Origin of the sequence: Kribbella sp. NPDC004875, from assembly GCF_042873375.1 — a bacterium.
Lineage (GTDB): Bacteria > Actinomycetota > Actinomycetes > Propionibacteriales > Kribbellaceae > Kribbella.
Genome location: NZ_JBIALI010000007.1, coordinates 1 through 14,527, shown reverse-complemented (window position 1 = coordinate 14,527; position 14,527 = coordinate 1). Strand labels below are relative to the sequence as shown.

Sequence of the window (14,527 nt, the reverse complement as noted above, 5' to 3'; positions counted from 1 at the left end):
CCTCCGTCAGTCCTTGATCTCGCAGATCGCGGCACCTGCGGAAACAGTTGCGCCGACCTCGGCGGCGAGGCCGGTGACCGTGCCGGACTTGTGCGCGTTGAGGGGCTGCTCCATCTTCATCGCCTCGAGTACGACGATCAGGTCGCCCTCGGCAACGGTCGCGCCTTCCTCGACGGCGATCTTCACGATCGTGCCCTGCATCGGCGAGGTGAGCGAGTCGCCGGACGCCGCGGACCCCTTCGACCCACCGGCCCGACGCGACGGCTTCTTCTTCGCACCGGCGCCGGCCGCGGCCACCGCGCCGACCGCACCCAGGCCGGCGGGCAGCACGACCTCGAGGCGCTTGCCGCCGACCTCGACCGTCACCTTCTCGCGTTCGTCGTCAGCGGGCGCGTCGGCCGTCGGCCCGTCGTACGGCGTGAGCTGGTTGTCGTACTCGGTCTCGATCCAGCGGGTGTGGACCCGGAAGCCGTCGGTCCCGACGAAGGCCGGGTCGGAGACGACGGACTGGTGGAACGGGATGACCGTCGGCATGCCTTCGACGACGAACTCGCGCAGCGCACGCCGCGAACGCTCCAGCGCCTGGGTGCGGTCCCGGCCGGTGACGATCAGCTTCGCGACCAGTGAGTCGAACGCGCCGGGCACCGTCTCGCCCTGGTCGTACCCGCCGTCGAGGCGGATGCCGGGACCGGACGGGGCGTGCCAGCGGGTCAGCGTGCCGGGAGCCGGAAGGAATCCACGGCCGCCGTCCTCGGCGTTGATCCGGAACTCGATCGAGTGGCCGGAGATCTCCGGGTCGTCGTACCCGAGCTCCTCGCCGTTGGCGATCCGGAACATCTCCCGCACCAGGTCCAGACCGGTGACCTCCTCGGAGACCGGGTGCTCGACCTGCAGCCGGGTGTTCACCTCGAGGAACGAGATCATCCCGTCCTGCCCGACGAGGAACTCGCACGTGCCCGCGCCGACGTACCCGGCCTCGCGCAGGATCTTCTTGGACGAGGAGTACAGGATCGACATCTGCTCGTCGCTCAAGAACGGAGCAGGCGCTTCCTCGACCAGCTTCTGGTACCGGCGTTGCAGCGAGCAGTCCCGTGTCGACACCACCACAACGTTGCCGTGGGCATCGGCCAGGCACTGGGTCTCGACGTGCCGCGGCTTGTCCAGGTACCGCTCGACGAAGCACTCGCCGCGCCCGAAGGCGCTGACCGCCTCCCGGGTCGCGGACTCGAACAGCTCCGGGATCTCTTCGATCGTGCGCGCGACCTTCATCCCGCGTCCACCACCGCCGTACGCCGCCTTGATCGCGATCGGCAGGCCGAACTGCTCGGCGAAGGCAACGACCTCGTCCGCGCCGGCGACCGGATCGGGTGTCCCCGGAACCTGTGGCGCGCCGACCTTCTCGGCGATGTGCCGGGCCTTGACCTTGTCGCCGAGCGAGTCGATCGCCGACGGCGGCGGGCCGATCCAGATCAGCCCGGCGTCCAGTACGGCCTGCGCGAACTCCGCGTTCTCGGCCAGGAAGCCGTACCCGGGGTGGACGGCGTCCGCGCCGGAGCGGGCCGCGACGTCCAGGATCTTCGCGATGTTCAGGTAGGTGTCGGCGGGGGTCGACCCGTCCAGCGCGTACGCCTCGTCGGCGAGCCGGACGAACAGCGCGTCCCGGTCCTGGTCGGCGTACAGCGCGACGCTGCCCAGGCCCGCGTCGGCGGCGGCCCGGACGACCCGGACGGCGATCTCGCCCCGGTTGGCGACCAGCACCTTGGTGATCTGCTTGCTGTCGGACACAGCTGCTCCCTTCGGCTGGCCCGAGTCTAGGGTCAAGCGGCCGTCCAGGAGGACAGGGTGTTGCTCACACCACGGTGGGTGGTCGCTCGAAGAAGGACTCCAGTACGACGATTGTCTGAGTGCTGGTCACGCCGTCCACCTGATGAAGGGCACGCAGTGTGGCCTGCAGGTCCTCCGTGGTCGACGTCCGCACCTTCACCAGCACCGACGCCGGGCCGGCGATGATGTGCGCCTCCTGGATGGCGGGGATCTCGCGCAGCGCGTCGACGGTCGGAGCATCGCCCATCCACGAATTGGCCTCGAGCAGGACGAACGCGAGGACGCCGAGGCCGACCTCCGCCGGGTCGACGTCGACCGTCGTGCGCCGGATCGCGCCGGACGCCTTCAGTTTCCGCACCCGCTCGTGGGCCGATCCGGCCGAGAGCCCGGCCAGCCGTCCGAGGGTCGCGTAGGACTGCCCGGCGTCGTCCTGGAGCGCCGCGAGCAGGGTGCGATCCACATCATCTATGGCCATTGTCGCCTTCATCCAAATCAGATTCTGTTGATGATGAAGATAGCAGGATAGGATTTGGTCATGACGATCACCCTGACCGACACTCCACCGCGCCTGAGAGCCGAGCTCGTGGTGCTCGACGAACGCTTCGCGCGGATCGCCGGCGACGAGTACCTGGACTGTCTGTACGACGGCGGTCGCTGGCTCGAAGGACCGGCGTACTCGCCCGCCTGGCGCTGCCTGATCTTCAGCGACATCCCGAACGACCGGATGCTCCGCTGGGACGAGGTCTCCGGAATCGTCAGCGTGTTCCGCGAGCCGTCCGGCTACGTCAACGGCAACACCATCGACCGCGCCGGCCGGCTGATCAGCTGCTCACAAGGTGATCGCCAGGTCGTGCGCACGGAGTACGACGGAACCCGGACCGTGCTCGCCTCGCACCTGGACGACCGGCGGCTGAACAGCCCGAACGACGTGATCGAGCACAGTGACGGGTCGATCTGGTTCACCGACCCGCCGTACGGCATCACCTCGAACTACGAGGGGCACGCCGCCGAGCAGGAGATCGACGGCTGCCACGTCTACCGGATCGCACCGGACGGCGAATTGACCGTCGTCGCCGACGACTTCATCCGCCCGAACGGACTGGCGTTCTCGCTGGACGAGTCACAGTTGTACGTCGTCGACACCCCGGCGAAGCACATCCGGCGGTTCACCCTCGACGGCGGCAAGCTGCTCGGTGGGGAAGTGTTCGCGCACTGCGAGGCCGGGATGTTCGACGGCATCCGGCTGGACGGCGCCGGCCGGGTCTGGGCCGCGACGCACGAGGGCGTGCACTGCTTCGACCCGGACGGAACGCTGATCGGCAAATTGTTACTGCCGAACGTGGTGTCCAACCTGACTTTCGGCGGACCGAAGGGGAACCGCTTGTTCATCACCGCGACGACGTCGGTGTGGTCCTGGCTGACGACGGTTCAGCGGTAGGACTTGGCCACCGCGCCGAGCCGGCGGTCTTCCTCGCGCAGCGGGAGGTCCAATCGACGGGCGTCTCGGGGCGCGCCGCCGGAGAACCGCATAGGCTCGGGCGGAAGCGTTTGCAGCCGAGTTCGCGAGGAGTCGTGATGACGGGAATTCTCGAGCCGTTGGCAGGGTCCGCACCGGCCGTCTGGGAGAAGCTCGACGACCGGTTCGCCGGCATCCGCGGTGACGGCCGGCTGGAGCGACTGTGGACCGGCGGCCGCTGGGTCGAGGGCCCGGTGTACTCCGCGGCGGGCCGCTACCTGCTCTGGAGCGACATCCCGAACGACCGCATCCTGCGCTGGGACGAGACGTCGTACCAGGTCTCCGTGTTCCGGCAGCCGGCCGGCAACACCAACGGGCACACCCGGGACACCGAGGGCCGCCTGGTGAGCTGCGAGCACGGGAACCGGCGCGTGACCCGGACCGAGCACCACGGCGGCATCACGGTGCTCGCCCACGAGTACGACGGGAAGCGGCTGAACAGCCCGAACGACGTCGTGGTGAAGCGTGACGGGTCGGTCTGGTTCACCGATCCGGCGTACGGGATCGACAGCGACTACGAGGGGTACAAGGGTGAGATCGAGACCGGCGGGTGCCATGTGTACCGCGTTTCGCCGGACGGCGTACTGACCCGCGTCGCCGACGACTTCAACCGGCCGAACGGGTTGGCGTTCTCGCCCGACGAGTCGTTGCTCTACATCACCGACTCGGAGGAAGGCACGATCCGCGTCTTCACCGTCGACGGCGACAAGCTGAGTGGTGGCGAACTGTTCGCCGAGTGCGGCAACGGGATCTTCGACGGCATTCGCCTCGACACCGAGGGCCGCATCTGGGGCTCCGCCGCCGATGGCGTGCACATCTACCACCCGGACGGCACGCTGCTCGGCAAGCTCCTGGTGCCGGAGACCGTCAGCAACCTCACCTGGGGCGGGCCCAAGCGCAACCGCTTGTTCCTCACCGCGACCACGTCGGTCTACTCGCTCTTCACGACCGTCAACGGCGCACCGGAGGCCTACGGCCCGCACCGGTAATTCGTTCGCTTCCTGGACTCGTGCTGGGTAATGATGGCCTGCTGACCTGATCCAGGGAGGACTGGTGAGCATGGTTCCGGAACATCTCCGGGAAGTGACCGGCAACGTGGTGGCCGAGGCGGCGAAGGACCTGCGGGTGCTGGCGGTGATCGCGGGCGGATCGGTTGCCTTCGGCACCACCGACGAGTACTCGGATCTCGATCTGGTGCTGGTGTGCACGGAGGAAGGGCAGCCGGCCTGTCTCGCCGAGGCGAAGGACTTCGCCGGTCGCGTCGGGCCGCTGCTGTCGAGTTTCACCGGTGAACACGTGGGCGAACCGCGGTTGCTGATCGCGCTGTACGGTCCGCCGCTGATCCATGTCGACCTGAAGTTCGTGACGCCGGACGGGTGGCGGACGCGGGTCGAGGACGGGATCGTGCTGTGGCAGCGCGACGACACGGTCGACCGCCTCCGGCAGGAGAGTACGCCGGCCTGGCCGCAGGTCGATGCGCAGTGGATCGAGGACCGGTTCTGGGTCTGGGTGCACTATGTCGCGGTGAAGATCCAGCGCGGCGAGATCTTCGAGGCGATCGACGGCCTGGGCATGATGCGTTCGGCCGCGATCGCGCCACTGGCGGGGATCGGTCGTACCACCAGGCCTGCCGGGGTACGCCGCCTGGAAACCCTCGCGCCCGAACTACTTCCCGACCTGCGCGACACCGTCCCAACCACAACCCCGAACGACTGCTTCCGCGCACTCCGGGCCTCGGTCGACGTCTATCGCAAGGTCCGCGACGACTCCGACGTACCCCTGGACCGCCGAACCGCCGCCGAGCAAGCCGCAGTCGCCTACCTCACCAGCGCGACGGCTCACCTTTGAGAGACCGGCGAGTTCGGCGTGTCCCGGGGTGGGTCACAGTTTCTGTACCTGGTCGATGATCGTGAAGACGGCGAGGAAGCCGAAGGCCAGGAAGGAGAAGGCGAGGACGGCTGCGCGCCACTTGGTGATGCGGATGGCGTGCGGGAGGGCTCGGGAGTTCATCCACCAGAGCAGGCCGGAGTAGATGAACATCATGGTTCCGGCGGTGCAGGCCGAGATGACCAGCAGAACCAGCGGCTGGGTGAGACCGGCCAGCAGCACGATGATGCCGAAGGCAACCAGTCCCCAGACCAGCCAGAAGTACAGCTTGGACTCCGTCACCTTCGACTCGCGCAGGTAGCGCGCCTTGATCATGTCCGACGACAGTCGGGACGTGTAGTCCACGATCCCGGCTGCCGCGGCGAACAAGGCGAACGCGCCGATCGCCCAGAACAGGTACCCGAACCAGCCGCCGACGATCGTCTGCAGCGTCGTACCCTCGATCTTCAGGAAGCTGATGCTGTTCTTCACGGCGTCGTTCCCGAACAGCGTCGCGTGCGCGAGCATCGACGTGAACGCGATCGTCAGCACGGTGATCGCCACGAACGTCGCGGCCTGCTCGATGTTCGCGAACTTCCACCAGCGCCGCCAGCGCGCCAGGTTCTCGTCGTTCGGCTCGAACGTGTACCCGTTGGCGGTCGGGTCGGCCTCGGACTCACCGGTGACCGGCGACGTCAGCCGCGGCACGTGCACGCCCATCCCGAAACCCTTGTCCCGGATCCAGTTGCTCTGCACCAGGTTCTGGCCGCCGCCCGCACCTGCGTACGCGATGGCGCCCATCACCAGCGCGAACCCGAGCTGGTCGGCCGGGAACTGCGGCTGCGTGATCGCGTCGCCGAGCGCGCTGTACGTCTTGCCGCGGATCGCGAACACCAGCGCCAGGATCACCAGCACCGCGACCGCGGCGATCTTCACCGCGATCAAGCGTTCGAGCATCACGTAGACGACCGGTGCGAAGGTCAGGATCGCGCCGATCAGCACCAGCATGCCGATCGCGATCCAGCGTGGGTCGCCGCCGCCGAACAGGTACGTGAGCATGCTCGCCGAGCTCGTCGCCCAGCCGGGCCAGAGGTTCGCGAAGTACGTCATGATCGCGAAGAACAGTCCCCAGTGCTTCCCGTACCGGTTGAAGCCGGTCAACGCTGTCTCACCAGTGGCCAGCGTGTACCGCTCGATCTCCATGTTCAGGAACCACTGGACCACCACGCCGACCACGGCGCCCCAGAGGAATACCAGGCCGACCTGGCTGGAGATGTACGGCCAGAGAATGAACTCGCCCGAGGCCAGCCCGACGCCGGCGCCTACCATGCCGGGGCCGATGATCTTCCAGGTGTTGCTGGGCGGCTCGGGCAGGTCGCGGACCTGCGGCGCGGGCAGGTTCTTGGTCGGTAGTGCGAATCGTCCGTGGTCGGTCGCTGTGGTGTCTGCCATCAGGGTCCTCACTCCTTGGAGTCCACCGAGCTTCGATCCCCCTGTCCGGGAGGGTAACGAATACTGTCGACAACGGCGACCCGACACAGCCCGAATGGCAGACTGAGCCCCATGAGTGGGGTAACGGTTCTGGCCGCCTCGTACGCCGGCGCCGCCAGCGCGCCCGCCTACGCCCGCCTGGCCGGACTGGCCGCCGAACTGGCTGCGGAACTGCCAGGGGAACTTCTGGTACGCCGGGACGCGGGCTGGCCGGTCATCCGGTACGACGACCCGGCCGGCGCGATCGCCGCGGCGTACACGCTGCGGGAGTCGGCCTCGCGGGTCCCGGCGGGCGAGCTGCTCCGGATCGCCGTGCACACCGCACCGACCCTCGCGCCGGCGGTCCGTCATGCCGAACACCTGCTCGCCCTCGCGAACCCCGGCCAAACGTTGCTCACCGCAACAACTGCGGCCGATCTCACGGACGTCGCCGATCTCGGTGTGCACCGGCTGCGCGATCTCGGCTCGCCGGAACGGATTTTCGAACTGACCTCGACCGCTGAACCGCTGCGGTCGTTGGACGGCGTACCCAACAACCTCCCCGTGATGTTCACCAGCTTCGTCGGACGGCGGACCCAGGTCGCGGCGCTTCGCACGCAACTGTCCGGTTGCCGGCTCGTCACGCTCACCGGCCCAGGTGGCAGCGGGAAAACTCGCCTGGCCGCGCAGACCGCTGCTCAACTGGCCGAACGCTGGCCTGACGGCGTCTGGTGGGTCGACCTGTCCGGGGCGACCGGCACTGCCCAGATTCCCGAGGCGGTTGCGGCCGCGATCGGCCTCCTGGTCGAGTCGGGCGATCGGCTCCTGATTGGCCAGCTCCGCACGCGGCGGGCCCTGATCTGCCTGGACAACTGCGAGCAGATCATCGACGGTGTCGCGGAGTTCGTGCTCGCCCTGCAGGCGGGCTGTCCCGAGATCTCCGTCCTGGCGACCAGTCGTGAGCCGCTGGATCTTCCCGGTGAGGCGATCTGGCGGGTGCCGGCGCTCGCGCCGGACGAGGCGCGGGCCTTGTTCGCCGAACGCGCCGGCACCGAGTTCCCGCAGTCGGAGCAGGCGATCCGCTCGATCTGTGCGCGGCTCGACGGCATGCCGCTCGCGCTGGAACTCGCCGCGGCCTGGGTCCGCACGCTCACCCCGGAGCAGATCGAGTCCGGCCTGAGTGACCGGTTCGGCCTGCTCACCAGGAACGTTCGCGGGGTCGCCGCCCGTCAGCAGACCCTTGCCGCCTCCATCGACTGGAGTTTCGAGTTGCTCGACCCGGACGAGCGCCGGGTGTTCCGCCGGCTCGCCGTTTTCGCGGGTGGGTTCACCCTCGATGCCGCGACGGTGATCTGCGGCGGGGACGACGTACTCGAGGTGCTTGCGCGACTTGTCGACAAATCGCTGGTGGTCGCCGAGGGCGGCCGGTACCGGCTCCTGGAGACGATCCGCGCGTACGCCGCGCTGCGTCTGACGGAAGCCGGCGAGGACCTGCGGGACCGTCACCTGGACCATTATCTGCACGTCGCCGAGGCCGCGGAACCCCTGCTGGACAAGGACCGCGACGCCTGGCGGACGCTGATCGAGCCGGACCGCGAAAACTGTCGCGCAGCGCTCGACCACGGGCTGGCGTCCAGTGATCCCGACCGTGGCCGTCGGCTCGCCGCCGCGCTCCGTTGGCTGTGGAACCTGCACGCGACCGGCAGCGAGGGCATCGACTACCTCCGCCGCGCGATCGATTGCGCACCCGACGACCGAACGTTGCTCCAGGCCCGTTTGCTGTACGGCTACGCGACCGTCGCCGACACCGTCGACCCGTTCGGGTACGACGCGGCGGGCCGCGGGCTCGAGTTGGCGACTGAGCTCGGTGACGATCGGTTGCGCTCGCTGTTCCTCGCGCTGGTCGCGGTCGGTGAGTTCTTCACGGATTTCGAGAAGGCCTGGGATCTCACAGTCGAAGGGCGACGGCTCGCGGAGGGAATCGGCAACGAGCCGGCGCGGAACGCGAACATCGCCCTGCAATGCGTGCTCCTCGCCCTGCAGGACCGGTACGACGAGCTGCGCCCGCTGATCGAACTGGTCGCGGACGGTTTGGTCAGCAGCGGCGAACGCGGCATCGCCTCAACCGTCCTGACCGTCTGGTCCGAGAGCCTGATGTCCATCGGTGAGCCACGAGAGGCTCTGCGGGTAGCCGAGCGGGCACTCGCCGCCGCCGAACCACTGGCCGACTTCCACCGGGTCGGCGCCGCGCGCGGACAGGTCGCCACCCTCCTCGTCCGCACCGGCCGGCTCGACGAGGCCCGCGAGCTGATGCGTCCGCTGCTGGACCTGGCCGAGACCTCCGGCGCCGTACTGTCGAACCTCGGGCAGGTGATGGGGCTGATCTCCTTCTGGAGCGGCGAGTACGACGCCGCGGTGGAGTGGCTGGCCCGCGATACGGCACCGGACAGTCCGCTTGCGGATACGTTTGCGCCGGCGATGCTGCTGCCAACTGTCGCGGCCGCTCTGCGTGCGCAGGGGAAGGATTCGCGGGGTCTGCTGGAGCGTGCCGCCGGGCTGGCGCGCCGCTACAACCTCCCGCGCATCCACGCCGAAGCGCTCGACCAACTCGGCCGGATCGCGATCGCGGAACAACCGGACAAGGCGGCAGATCTCCTGCACGAGGCGTTGACGATCCGCGTCGACCACGGCCTGCGCACGTACGCCGTCGACAGCCTCGAATCCATCGCCCTGCTGGCGAATCACACCAACCGCGCCACCGACGCCGCCCGCCTCGCAGCCTCCGCTACCGCCGCGCGCACCGAGATCGGACTCGCCACACCACCCGATCGTCCCGACCTCCCACAGTCCGCCGAGCAAGCGCTGCCGCTGGACGAGGCCGTCGCCTACGCCCGCCGTACCCGCGGCGCCCGCGGCCGCCCGTCCTCAGGCTGGGCAAGCCTGACCCCCACCGAGGAGCAGGTAGTAACCCTCGCCGTAGAAGGCCTCACCAACCCCGAGATCGCCACCCGCCTCTTCATGAGCCGAGGCACCGTCAAAACCCACCTGGCCCACATCTACGCCAAACTCGACGTCTCCAACCGAACCGAACTGGCCTCCCTCAAGAAACCCTGAGCAGTCCGTGGGGGAGGTCTCGAACCTCCTTGAAAACCGGGGAACTCCACGCAGCGAGTAAGTAGACGACGGCAGCGGTCAGGGTCACGCTCTGCGCTCCGAACCGGTCCGCCAACGGGCCGGCTGACAGTACGCCGACCGGGATGGCGATGAAGGAGAGCAGATCGTCGATCGACGAGATCCTGGACAGCACGCCGCGATCGATGTGTTCGTGCAGGGACGTGTCCCAGCTGACACCGGAGACCGAGAAGCCCACGCCGGCCGCAAAGGCAGTGACGAGCAGCCACGCCGGATGCAGGCCAAGACCGAGCGCGAAGAGCGGGAGCGCACCGAGGGCGCTCAGGAGCTGGCCGGTTCGGAGAAGGCGGCGGACGACCAGCCGGTACATCAATGCACTCATGACGAGCAGGCCGACGCCGCGTGTGCTCAGGACGAATCCCCACGTCTGCTCTCCGCCGAGTTCCCTGGTGATGGGTGGTCCAAGTACCTGCCAGACGCCGGTTTGCGCAAGGTTCATCAGCGCGGACGAGAGCGTGACGGCCCAGACCCAACGGATACCGCGGAACTCCCGCCACCCCTGCCGCAGGTCGGTCAGGACTGTCGACGTGCGCGGAGCAACCGGTGCGGAAACTCGCAGGCTCCCGAGGAGCATGGCCGCGAGGAGGTAGCTGACGGCGTCGATGGCGATCGTCGCGCCGCTGCCCGCGGCGGCGACGAGGATGCCCGCCAACGCGGGCCCGACGATTTTGGTGGCGTTGCGCACCGAGCTCAACAGCGCGTTCGCCTTGCGAAGGTCTGCCCTCTCGACCAGCTCCGGCAGGAGTCCGCGCAGCGCCGGCGACATGAACGCATCCAGTACGCCGTTCGCGGCGCTCAACGCCCCGATCAGCAGGAGCTGGTAGTTATGCGTGATCAGCGTCGCGGCCACCGCGCCTTGCGTCAGGGCGCTCCCCGCCGTCGCCGCGACGAGGACGGTTCGCCTCGGTAGCCGGTCGGCGACCGCGCCGCCGATCAGGACGAAACACACCATCGGAACCATGCGGGCCGCAAGGACGATGCCGAGGTCCGTCGGATTGCCCGAGGCGTCGAGGACCGCGAACGCGAGGGCGACCGGAGCCATCGAACTGCCGAGCAGGGTGACCAGCTGTCCGGCCAGAAAGCGACGGAATGCCGGCTGCTGCAGCGGGGTGGGCACTGCGTAAGGATGAGGTGCCGCCGCCTGGCGGGCGAGTATTTCGCTGGGAGGCGAAAGTTGACACTCCTGCGGTTGAGTTCGATGGCACTGTCGAGGTCGCGCTTCGCCTTGTCACCACTGGCCGAGACGGTCGGGGCGATGATGAGTCTCCGCCGCGGGCAGCCGGAGGCGTGGACGAAAAGCTGGCACGCGGCGCACCAGCGGCCGTTCGACCGGCGGCTGGAGCGCGATCCGTTTCTCCAGGGGCTGGCGGACCTCCTGACCTCGACGAAGTGGCTGCCGGATTTCGTCGCGCTGCCGCCCGGTGGAGGCATGACGACGTCACTCGCGAGCGAACTCGATCCGATTCGCTCGATGCCTGACCCGGAGATCCGCGCCACCCTCGAGGTCTCGCTGCAGCACAGCTGGCTCGAGCATGACACCAGCTGGTTCTCCGGACGTGACCTCGGAGCACAGATTGCCTCCGCTCTGCGGTCGATCTGGGACGATCACGTCGCAGTGGACTGGGCGCGGCGGCGTGAAGCCCTCGAGCGGGAGGTGATGTACCGCGCGGGACTGCTGGCCGCGTTCGGCTGGCCCACTGCGCTGGAGGGCATGAGCAGGCGGAGCAGATGGGTCGGCTCCGACAGCATCCGATTCAGCGACCAGCCCGGAGCCGACCGCTTCGTCGGAGCTGAAGGGCTCCAGTTCGTGCCGGTCACGTTGCAGAGCGGGACTTGGTTGTGCGAGAGCGAGGCAGGCGGGTACGCCCTGGTCTATCCGGCCAAACGGGCGGCGGTCGAGAACATGGCCGGCGATCGCCCCGCGCTCGAACAACTCATCGGACGCGGCCGCACGCGCATCCTGGCCGCCCTCTCCCGGCCTGCCACCGTCAGTGAACTCGCCCGCGATCTGGGGCTGTCACTGGGAACCGTGGGACGGCATCTCCGCATTCTTCGCGATGCCGGCCTGATCGTGAGCCTGCGCGACGGACACAAGGTCGTGTACCGACTGACCGAGCGCGGCGCCTGCCTGCTGTAGGTCATCGCGGTTTGAGCATGTTGATGGTCTTGGTGATTCGACGGGTGCGGGTTTCGGGTTTCTTGGCTTCGTTGATGGCGTTGACGTGTTCGCGGCGGTGGCTGAAGCTCAGGGCATCGAATGCCTCGCGCGCACCGGCAGCGGTGAGGGCCGCGGCCAGGTCGTCGGGGATCTCTACGATGCGTTCGGCGGTGTCGCGCTCGACTGTCACGGTGACCGCGTCGCCGGCGCCTTTGCCGAGTTCCGTGCGGATGCTCTTCAGTACGCCGAGGGCGAGGCAACCGCCCATCGAGGCGATCGAGCCGCGATACGCGACGCCGTCGAATGTCGCCCGTACCGGAATGCGCCCGCCGCCGCCGAGCGCGGTGGCTACCTCGGCGGGCACCTCCACCCAGGCGCCGCCGCCGTCATTGACGACGATCCTGCCCTCGAACGTCTTCATGCGCCCACGGTACAAACCGACAGAGTCGGGCGGGAGCGGATGCGCACGGGGCGCTCGGCCATCACAAGCGAACCGTCCCGGGTTGATGCACCCTCGGTTGTGTGAGTGCGACCGGCTGGTCGTCTCGGATTGTTGATCGTCGGCTTCGGCCTCGGCGGGTGGGCTTCGGTCGAGGCGATGCCTGAGCCGGCTGGCGACCCCCCGCCGCCTGTCAGGCGCACACAGGTGAAGTCGGGAGCCAGCAGCCGCTTCGGCGCCGGCACCCGGAACCGCCGCTCGACCGTGCAGCGCGCCACCAAGATCCCGTCGCTGCAGGTGAGCCCACGGGCCGACACCCGGTCGTGCTCATCGAGTCGTAGCACCTGGCCAGCACCTAGGTCACCGTGAGCTCCCACGGAGCCCCGTTTCGGCGGCGCCCACCCTCGGCCCCACCCGCGTCGACCGCGGCCTGGCGACCCAACCGCCGCAGCGCCTCCGGCGTCATCCCCAGCCGGCCCGCGACCGTGGAGATCGCCTCCCACTCACCGCCATAGTCACCACGGTGCTCGGCCACCAACCGGACCCATCTTGGCCTCCGTCTGCTCGTCGTACTGCCTCGGTGTGCATCAAAACCTGGGTGGTTCACGAATCACCTCGCGTCGGAACACGGTGTGTGCCGGTGGGGTCGACGCGGAACGTGAAGTTGTGGGGTGTGGTCCATTGGAGGGTTTGGCGGTCGAGGCGGTGGACGGTCCATCCGCGGGCGTGGGTTTTGACGCGGTGGGCGTACCGGCTGAGTGGGGCGAGGTTTGTGGTGTTGGTTTGGTGGGGTGGGCCGAGTGGGTCGTAGGGCTGGATGTGGTCGAGGTCGATGGTGGTGCGGGACTCGCGGGTGCCGTAGGGGAAGAGTTCGACGGGGTGGAGGAGTTTGATGTGTTCGCGGATCTTGGTGGGGATTTCGTAGGCGTCGGCGCTGATTGTCTTGTTGAGGTCGATGACGGGTTTGACGGTGTAGGGGCCGTGGCCGATGAGTTCGGTGAGTTGTTCGGCGAGGAGCGGACCGATGGTTTCGGCGCGCACAACACCGGTGCTGGTGGCGAGGGTGTGGTCGGTGAGGTGCACGAAGATGTCGGTGTTGCCGGGGCGCACGTGTCCGCGGTCGCGGGACGCCGGCGGCTGAGCAGACGGGTCTGATCCGGACGGGTCTGATCCCCCGGGCGCGCGGGGTGTTCCGGGTGTGCTGGGTGCTCCGGGTGCGCTCGGTGTTCCGGGTGTGCTGGGTGCGTTGGGCGGTGTGCGGAGTCGGTGCGGGTTGGCGTGGGCGTCGTGCCTGATCCGGGCGAGTCGCGCGTGGAGGGCGCGGCGGGCGGCAGGGTCCATGGCCCAGTCACCGTCGCCGATGTCATCGGCGTGGGTCGCCGTGTCGGGTTCGAACGGTTCGAGATATTCGGTGAATGGGTGGTCGAGTGGGTCGGGGAGGTCGCTGAGGCTGGGGTGTGGTGCGTCGCGGTCGGCGTCGTCGTGGGGGCCGGGCTCCGTACAGCCGCTGTTCCACGCGGCGAGCAGGTCGTCGTCATCGACGCCGAAGCCTGTCTCCCGCGCGCACACCACCCGAGCGACGCCAACTCCAGCAGGTGCGCCCATTCCGGCAGGCGTACAACCTCCGGCAGATCCGCTGACTCCTGCGAACTCGGAGTCTCCAGTGGGTGCGCTCGGCCCAGCAGAAGTACAGCTGTGAGCGGATCCGCTCACGTCAGTAGGCATCGAGCCTCCGCCAGGCGCGCTCGCCCCAGCAGGCGTACAGCCTCCGGCCGATCCGCTGATACCGGCAGGCATGGAGCCTCCAGCGGATGTGCGTGCTTCGGCAGGTGCTGGTCTTTCGGCGGGTACTGGCCGCTCGGGGGAGGAGGCCGGCGCTTGGGAAGGTGTTGGTCCATCGGCGGGCGCTGGTGTTTCGGTGGGTGTTGGGGTTTCGGTGGGTGAGATCGGAGGGTGGGGGGTCATGTGGGCTTGGGTGAGGAGTTGTTCGGTGTAGCGGGGGTCGGCGAGGATGCCGATGGCGTCGGCGCGGCGGTGTTGGAGCGGGCGGGTGTCGCCGATG

The 14,527-nt window shown here is 68.5% G+C and carries 12 protein-coding genes; 5 read left to right on the top strand and 7 right to left on the bottom strand.

Translation table 11 applies throughout. The features are described from left to right. Nucleotides 1-6 precede the first annotated feature (6 nt). Together ACFYRH_RS34410 and ACFYRH_RS34405 are read right to left on the bottom strand one after the other, a co-directional pair. The gene (locus ACFYRH_RS34410) at nt 7-1,785 is read right to left on the bottom strand and encodes an acetyl/propionyl/methylcrotonyl-CoA carboxylase subunit alpha (protein WP_387784000.1); all 1,779 of its coding nucleotides are present in this window, start codon (nt 1,783-1,785) and stop codon (nt 7-9) included. Between the two features lie 64 nt (nt 1,786-1,849). Then, on the bottom strand, nt 1,850-2,299 hold the full coding sequence (locus ACFYRH_RS34405; protein ID WP_387783999.1) for an Lrp/AsnC family transcriptional regulator: 450 nt from the start codon (nt 2,297-2,299) through the stop codon (nt 1,850-1,852). Between the two features lie 60 nt (nt 2,300-2,359). On the opposite strand from ACFYRH_RS34405, the gene ACFYRH_RS34400 reads away from it, so the two are divergent. The 3 genes from ACFYRH_RS34400 (at nt 2,360) to ACFYRH_RS34390 (ending at nt 5,188) form a co-directional block, all read left to right on the top strand. After that, complete coding sequence (locus ACFYRH_RS34400) at nt 2,360-3,262, top strand: SMP-30/gluconolactonase/LRE family protein (protein ID WP_387783998.1); 903 nt, start codon at nt 2,360-2,362, stop codon at nt 3,260-3,262. Between the two features lie 137 nt (nt 3,263-3,399). Beyond that, the gene (locus tag ACFYRH_RS34395; protein ID WP_387783997.1) at nt 3,400-4,329 is read left to right on the top strand and encodes an SMP-30/gluconolactonase/LRE family protein; all 930 of its coding nucleotides are present in this window, start codon (nt 3,400-3,402) and stop codon (nt 4,327-4,329) included. A 64-nt stretch (nt 4,330-4,393) separates the two neighbouring features. Next, on the top strand, nt 4,394-5,188 hold the full coding sequence (locus ACFYRH_RS34390) for a hypothetical protein (protein WP_387783995.1): 795 nt from the start codon (nt 4,394-4,396) through the stop codon (nt 5,186-5,188). A gap of 33 nt (nt 5,189-5,221) precedes the next feature. Here ACFYRH_RS34390 and ACFYRH_RS34385 read toward each other — a convergent pair whose 3' ends face one another. Beyond that, nucleotides 5,222-6,658: an Nramp family divalent metal transporter gene (locus tag ACFYRH_RS34385; protein ID WP_387783993.1), complete on the bottom strand. Its 1,437-nt coding sequence runs from the start codon at nt 6,656-6,658 to the stop codon at nt 5,222-5,224. A 111-nt stretch (nt 6,659-6,769) separates the two neighbouring features. Between ACFYRH_RS34385 and ACFYRH_RS34380 the strand changes: the two genes are divergently transcribed. Further along, entirely contained in the window at nt 6,770-9,790 is a 3,021-nt protein-coding gene (locus ACFYRH_RS34380; RefSeq protein ID WP_387783991.1) for a LuxR C-terminal-related transcriptional regulator, read from the top strand. Here ACFYRH_RS34380 and ACFYRH_RS34375 read toward each other — a convergent pair. Next, nucleotides 9,777-10,985 (bottom strand): MFS transporter, encoded by a 1,209-nt coding sequence (locus tag ACFYRH_RS34375; RefSeq protein ID WP_387783989.1) that lies wholly within the window; start codon nt 10,983-10,985, stop codon nt 9,777-9,779. The genes ACFYRH_RS34380 and ACFYRH_RS34375 overlap by 14 nt on opposite strands. Before the next feature lie 81 nt (nt 10,986-11,066). Between ACFYRH_RS34375 and ACFYRH_RS34370 the strand changes: the two genes are divergently transcribed. After that, nucleotides 11,067-12,005: a winged helix-turn-helix domain-containing protein gene (locus ACFYRH_RS34370; protein ID WP_387784554.1), complete on the top strand. Its 939-nt coding sequence runs from the start codon at nt 11,067-11,069 to the stop codon at nt 12,003-12,005. Nucleotide 12,006: 1 nt separating this feature from the next. On the opposite strand, the gene ACFYRH_RS34365 is transcribed toward ACFYRH_RS34370, so the two are convergent. From ACFYRH_RS34365 to ACFYRH_RS34355, 3 genes are all read right to left on the bottom strand, one after another. Next, a complete protein-coding gene (locus ACFYRH_RS34365) occupies nt 12,007-12,447 on the bottom strand; it encodes a YdeI/OmpD-associated family protein (protein ID WP_387783987.1) in 441 nt (146 codons plus the stop codon). Nucleotides 12,448-12,820: 373 nt separating this feature from the next. Continuing rightward, complete coding sequence (locus tag ACFYRH_RS34360; RefSeq protein WP_387783985.1) at nt 12,821-13,000, bottom strand: hypothetical protein; 180 nt, start codon at nt 12,998-13,000, stop codon at nt 12,821-12,823. A gap of 68 nt (nt 13,001-13,068) precedes the next feature. After that, nucleotides 13,069-13,548, bottom strand: coding sequence for a hypothetical protein (locus tag ACFYRH_RS34355; protein WP_387783983.1), 480 nt, complete (start codon nt 13,546-13,548; stop codon nt 13,069-13,071). Between the last annotated feature and the right edge of the window lie 979 nt (nt 13,549-14,527).

Excerpts from the sequence above, each read along its gene's own strand:
- ACFYRH_RS34380 (WP_387783991.1), top strand. The coding sequence starts at position 6,770 with ATGAGTGGGGTAACGGTTCTGGCCGCCTCGTACGCCGGCGCCGCCAGC.
- ACFYRH_RS34395 (WP_387783997.1), top strand. The coding sequence starts at position 3,400 with ATGACGGGAATTCTCGAGCCGTTGGCAGGGTCCGCACCGGCCGTCTGG.
- ACFYRH_RS34365 (WP_387783987.1), bottom strand. The coding sequence starts at position 12,447 with ATGAAGACGTTCGAGGGCAGGATCGTCGTCAATGACGGCGGCGGCGCC.
- ACFYRH_RS34400 (WP_387783998.1), top strand. The coding sequence starts at position 2,360 with ATGACGATCACCCTGACCGACACTCCACCGCGCCTGAGAGCCGAGCTC.
- ACFYRH_RS34370 (WP_387784554.1), top strand. The coding sequence starts at position 11,067 with ATGGCACTGTCGAGGTCGCGCTTCGCCTTGTCACCACTGGCCGAGACG.
- ACFYRH_RS34405 (WP_387783999.1), bottom strand. The coding sequence starts at position 2,299 with ATGGCCATAGATGATGTGGATCGCACCCTGCTCGCGGCGCTCCAGGAC.
- ACFYRH_RS34385 (WP_387783993.1), bottom strand. The coding sequence starts at position 6,658 with ATGGCAGACACCACAGCGACCGACCACGGACGATTCGCACTACCGACC.